Here is a 4,863-nt window from a genome sequence, read left to right on the forward strand (position 1 = left end):
CCTCCCCCTGCGGAGCCCGGCCTGGGGTGCCTCTTTTACCCTGTTTTGCGAAACGTTTCGCAAAACAGGGTAAAAGAGGCACCCCAGGCCGGGCTCCGCAGGGGGAGGCTTAGAGGCGGGTGACCGCGGCGGTGTCGGGGGTTTGGGACAGGAGCTCGCGGATCTTGAGGCCCAGGACCGGGTGGACGAGATCCGGGGCGACCTCGGTCAGTGGGGCCAGGACGAAGCGGCGGTTGGGGATCTCGGGGTGGGGGACCACCAGGGAAGGCGTATCAATAACCAATGAACCGTAGAAGAGGATGTCGATGTCGATGGGGCGGGGGGCCCATTTGGTGGTGCGGACGCGGCCAAGGGATTCTTCGATGGACAGGATCGTCCTAAGCACGGCGTCGGGGGGGAGCGCTGTGGTAATAATTAAAACCTGGTTTAAAAAGTCGGGCTGGTCCGTAACGCCCCAAGGGGCTGTCGAATAAAGTGAGGACGCCGCCTGCAGGGGGCCCAGGGCGGCGATGAGGCGCTCGCGGGCGGTGGTCAGGTTGAAGGACCGATCGCCCAGGTTGCCGCCCGTCAATAATATAACGTCGTTCATGACCCAAAAATGACCAAATTTGATGGATAAACACGGATGCCCATGCGCAGCTTCTTTAAATCTTTTTTTGCGGCCCTGCTGGCCCTGATCGTTTTTACGGTTATTGCGATATTCGTTACCATCGGTTGGGCCGTGGGCAAGGTCTCGCGGTCGCAACCCAGCCTCGGCAGCCAGGCGGTGCTCTACCTCGACCTGTCGACACCCTTCCAGGAGCAGGGACGGAAGGACGATCTGGCGAACCTCTTTGGAAAGGAAGACGCCAGCACTCCCGGCTTATTTGAAGCGGTCCGGCTGATCCGCTATGCCCAATCGGACAGCGCCGTCAAGGGTATTTTCCTGCGGTGCGAAGGGAACGCCAATGGATACGCGTCCAGCCAGGAGCTGCGTCACGCCCTCCAGGACTTCAAGGCCTCGGGTAAATTCATCTATGCGTATGGGGACGTGATCTCGCAAAAGGCGTACTACGTGGCCTGCGTGGCCGACCGCATCTATTGCAACCCCGCGGGCTCCATGGAGTGGGCGGGGTTGTCGACCGAGGTGATGTTCATCAAGCACACGCTGGATAAGCTCGGCATCGAACCGCAGATATTTTACGATGGGAAGTTCAAAAGCGCAACGGAACCCCTGCGTACCGACAAGATGAGCGACGCCAACCGGCTCCAGACCGGGGAATGGCTGGGGGACCTCAACCGGGGGCTGCTCGAAGCCGCCGCGGAAGCGCGTCACCTCGATACGGCCACGGTCGACGGGCTCCAGCAGACCGGCGCCATACAGACCGCCTATGACGCGGTCAAAAACCACCTGATCGACGGCCTCTGCTACCGGGAAGACGTGCTGAACCGAGTCCGGGCCAAGCTGGGGCTGGGCGCCAAGGCCGACATCAATTTCATCTCGATCTCCAAATACGACCAGGCCGTAAGCCTCGACAACACGGACAAAGACCGGGTGGCGGTGATCTACGCGCAGGGCGATATCGTCTACGGGGCGGGAGAAGAAGGCCAGATCGGGAGCGACGAATACATCAAATGGATCCGCAAGGCGCGGGCCGACGACCACGTCAAGGCCATCGTGCTCAGGGTAAATTCCCCCGGGGGCAGCTCCCTGGCGAGCGACATCATCCTTCGGGAGCTGCAGGAGGCCCGCAAAGCCGGCAAGCCGATCGTGGTCTCCATGGGCGACCTGGCCGCTTCGGGCGGTTACTATATTTCCTGCGGGGCGGACTCCATTTTTGCGGAGCCCGGGACCCTCACCGGCTCCATAGGGGTCTTTTCCATCATCCCCAACCTGCAGGGCTTTTTCAAGGACAAGCTCGGGATTACCTTTGACGGCGTCAAAACGGCGCCCTTCGCCGACGCGGGCAACATCAGCCGCCCGCTGACGGATCAGGAAAAACATTTTTTCCAGGCAAACGTCGATAGCACCTACCTGGCCTTCAAGACCAACGTGTCGCAGGGCCGCCGGTTATCCTCCGACGCAGTCGAAACCATTGCCCAGGGCCGCGTCTGGACGGGCCAGCGGGCGCTCGCCAACGGGTTGGTGGACCGCCTGGGTCACATCCAGGACGCAGTAGACTGTGCCGCCCGGCTGGCGCACCTTAAGCAATACGGTATCACCGAGTATCCCGAAGCCAAATCGGCCTTTGAACGCTACCTGAGGAGTTACACAAAGGGCGTCAGCGCCAAGGCCGTCAAGGAAGAGCTCGGGCCCGACGGCGCGCAGCTCCTGGAACGCATCCGCCGGGTAAAAGCCATGGTGGGACAGGTCGAGGTGCGTCTGCCGTATGACGTGGACATCCGGTAAAATGGCGTAGCTTCGCGGCGGCGCGCCGCAGGCGCGCCAGTTTCAGTCTATGTCACAGCCTACGTACAACCAGTGGCGGGCCATGCTCGCCATTGCCAAGGGGAGTTTCCGGGCCATCCTCCGCAGCCCTTCCGCGGTGGTGTTCAGCCTCGGTTTTCCCCTGATCTTCATCCTGGTTTTTGGCTTTATCGGCGGCACCGGACCTAGTATCCGGATCGCACTGGCGCCGGGCAGCGATACCGCGAACGCCATATACCGCGGCCTGAAAGGGTTCGGAAACGTATCCATCGTGGAGGGAATGACCGATGCGGAGGTGCTTGCCGATGTCCGCAAGGGACACATCACTGCCGAGGTGACAATCACGCGTAACAGCAACGATACCGCCTATCCCCGGTATACCGTCCATACGACAACGTCTTCGGCCTGTATGGATAAATTCCCGCTGTTACAAACCGTGCTCAAGACGCTGAATGCCGACGTCGACGAACGCGCCTTCCCCGGCCGGCCGTCGTTTTCGACACTCGACAAGCCTGTTGTCTTACCCGGGCGGGAATATCGGGAAATTGACTTTATCCTGCCGGGGATGCTTGGCTTTTCGCTGCTCAGCGCGGGTTTGTTCGGGGTGGCTTTTTTATTTTTCAACCTACGCCAGACGCTGGTCTTAAAACGCTTTTTCGCCACGCCCATCCGCCGGACGTACATTGTTTTGGGAGAAGGGCTATCCCGGGTGACCTTTCAGTTACTGACTGCCGTGGTCATCGTTGGGCTGGGTTATCTCTGTTTCCATTTTACCCTGGTGCATGGTTGGGAAACTTTCCTGGACATGATGATCCTTAGCTTTATCGGGCTGGTGGTGTTTATGGGTTTTGGATTTATCGTCAGCAGCGTGTCCAGGAACGAGAGCAGCATACCCCCCCTTGCCAACCTCATTACGATGCCGCAATTCCTGCTCGGCGGCACTTTCTTTTCGACCGATGTCTTCCCGGTCTGGCTCAAAAAATGCTGCAATGCGCTGCCGCTGAAACAGCTCAACGACGCGATGCGGAACATCGCCTTCGAAGGTGCGCACCTGTGGGATGTCCGCTATCAGATAGGTTACCTTCTGCTCTGGGGCGTCGTGGTCTACGCCGTTGCGATCAAAGTCTTTAAATGGGAATAACGATGGGGCAAAAAGTCAAATCCGTGGTGGTGGGTCTTTGCGTGCTGGCGGCGTTTATCTGCCTGTTCACCGCCTTTATACCCCGCCACGTCACCGTGACCCGGGGCATCACCCTCGGCGTGCGGCGCGACAGCCTCCAGGCCTTCCTGGAAGACCTGCAAGAGTGGCCGGAGTGGTGCACCTGGATGGGCGCCGACAGCGCGGTGACCCGTGAATTCACGTCCGCCGGTCCGGGTCGCCAGGCGACCGTCGCCTGGTATCCGAAGGGTCACCCCGAGAACAAGATATTTATCTCCATCCTCCAAAGCGTCCCAGGGGACGTCCGTCTCTTCTACCAGTTCAAAAATCTCCTCCCCGCCGCGGGCGGCTTTACGCTGGTTGCCAAAAAGGACAGCACCTTCCTGCAGTGGTCCCTCGACATAAAGCTGCGCTGGTACCCCTGGGAAAAATTATCCGGTATCGCCATGGACAAGGTCTGGGGGGCTTCGATGAAAGCGAGCCTGAACCGGCTTAAGAACGTGGTCTATCACGAGGCGCTCCCACCCTCGGACGACGACGACCCAGCGAATAAATGAGGTTGATGGGCAGCAGCAGCTGCGCCAGGAGCACAGACAACGCGACGATCCCGATAAATAACTCTACTGCGCCGATCTGTCCGGAAGCGTAAATGTCGCTGTAGTATATATAGCGCCGCGGCTGGTGCCCGAAATGGCCGGGCCAGAAAATGATCAACGAACCGGCCACGGTCAGCCAGAAATGGATATAGGCGAGCGAGCGGTTCAACCGCCGGCCGGTCAGTCTTTCGAAGACGAAGTACACCCGCGCCCAAAATAAAAAGGGTCGAGGGGCGCATAAGGCTGAATATACGAAAAGCAGGTCAGGACGCGCGGTAAATCTCCGCGATCAGCACCGCCAGCGCGAGCTTGTCTACGCTGAACTCGCGGGCCAGCACGCGGCGGGCTTCGACGAGGTGGTAGCTGATCGCGTGGGGCGTGAGGTTCATGCGCTCGGCGGTCTCCTTATAAGAAAGACCCTCGTCTTCTACGAGGCGGTTTTCGTCACACTTAGCCTGGATTTTTCGGGGCCGCCTGCGGGCGGCCCTCTTTGTTATCCCGCAGTCGCGTGGCGACGTTGAATCCGAGGGCGAGGAGCGCCAGGATCATGAGGATGCCCCCCACGACCTCCGTCCAGTGCATCTTGTGGCGGTACAGGACTGTATGCCAGCCTGGAATGACCGAAAGCGATCCGGCCGTCAGCCGTGGAGTCCAGTAGAGGATCGCAGCGAGCAGGCTGACGCCAAAATGCAGCCATCCCC

Annotated in this window: 7 protein-coding genes; 3 read left to right on the top strand and 4 right to left on the bottom strand. The window is 59.9% G+C overall.

All coding sequences use genetic code 11. From position 1 onward, the window contains the following. Positions 1–109: 109 nt before the first annotated feature. Positions 110–589 (bottom strand): 2-amino-4-hydroxy-6-hydroxymethyldihydropteridine diphosphokinase, encoded by a 480-nt coding sequence (gene folK, locus VL547_RS00365; protein WP_325573966.1) that lies wholly within the window; start codon positions 587–589, stop codon positions 110–112. A gap of 42 nt (positions 590–631) precedes the next feature. On the opposite strand from folK, the gene sppA reads away from it, so the two are divergent. The 3 genes from sppA to VL547_RS00380 are packed head-to-tail and all read left to right on the top strand — an operon-like array spanning position 632 to position 4,123. Next, entirely contained in the window at positions 632–2,389 is a 1,758-nt protein-coding gene (gene sppA / locus VL547_RS00370; RefSeq protein ID WP_325573968.1) for a signal peptide peptidase SppA, read from the top strand. Between the two features lie 49 nt (positions 2,390–2,438). Continuing rightward, positions 2,439–3,548: an ABC transporter permease gene (locus VL547_RS00375; RefSeq protein WP_325573970.1), complete on the top strand. Its 1,110-nt coding sequence runs from the start codon at positions 2,439–2,441 to the stop codon at positions 3,546–3,548. Between the two features lie 2 nt (positions 3,549–3,550). Then, positions 3,551–4,123 carry a hypothetical protein gene (locus VL547_RS00380; RefSeq protein WP_325573972.1) on the top strand — a complete coding sequence of 191 codons (573 nt, stop codon included), beginning with the start codon at positions 3,551–3,553 and terminating at the stop codon, positions 4,121–4,123. On the opposite strand, the gene VL547_RS00385 is transcribed toward VL547_RS00380, so the two are convergent. The 3 genes from VL547_RS00385 to VL547_RS00395 all read right to left on the bottom strand — a co-directional run. After that, the gene (locus tag VL547_RS00385; protein ID WP_325573974.1) at positions 4,059–4,367 is read right to left on the bottom strand and encodes a hypothetical protein; all 309 of its coding nucleotides are present in this window, start codon (positions 4,365–4,367) and stop codon (positions 4,059–4,061) included. The two genes, VL547_RS00380 and VL547_RS00385, sit on opposite strands and share 65 nt — an antisense overlap. Positions 4,368–4,425: 58 nt before the next feature. Continuing rightward, a complete protein-coding gene (locus VL547_RS00390; RefSeq protein ID WP_325573976.1) occupies positions 4,426–4,551 on the bottom strand; it encodes a hypothetical protein in 126 nt (41 codons plus the stop codon). Positions 4,552–4,612: 61 nt separating this feature from the next. Further along, the coding region (locus VL547_RS00395) for a hypothetical protein (protein ID WP_325573978.1) at positions 4,613–4,863 on the bottom strand (251 nt) is incomplete at its 5' end.

The sequence above is a fragment of the Dinghuibacter sp. genome, assembly GCF_035492835.1.
In the GTDB taxonomy this organism is placed as follows: domain Bacteria; phylum Bacteroidota; class Bacteroidia; order Chitinophagales; family Chitinophagaceae; genus Dinghuibacter.

Excerpts from the sequence above, each read along its gene's own strand:
- VL547_RS00390 (WP_325573976.1), bottom strand. The coding sequence starts at position 4,551 with ATGAACCTCACGCCCCACGCGATCAGCTACCACCTCGTCGAAGCCCGC.
- VL547_RS00380 (WP_325573972.1), top strand. The coding sequence starts at position 3,551 with ATGGGGCAAAAAGTCAAATCCGTGGTGGTGGGTCTTTGCGTGCTGGCG.
- sppA (WP_325573968.1), top strand. The coding sequence starts at position 632 with ATGCGCAGCTTCTTTAAATCTTTTTTTGCGGCCCTGCTGGCCCTGATC.
- folK (WP_325573966.1), bottom strand. The coding sequence starts at position 589 with ATGAACGACGTTATATTATTGACGGGCGGCAACCTGGGCGATCGGTCC.
- VL547_RS00375 (WP_325573970.1), top strand. The coding sequence starts at position 2,439 with ATGTCACAGCCTACGTACAACCAGTGGCGGGCCATGCTCGCCATTGCC.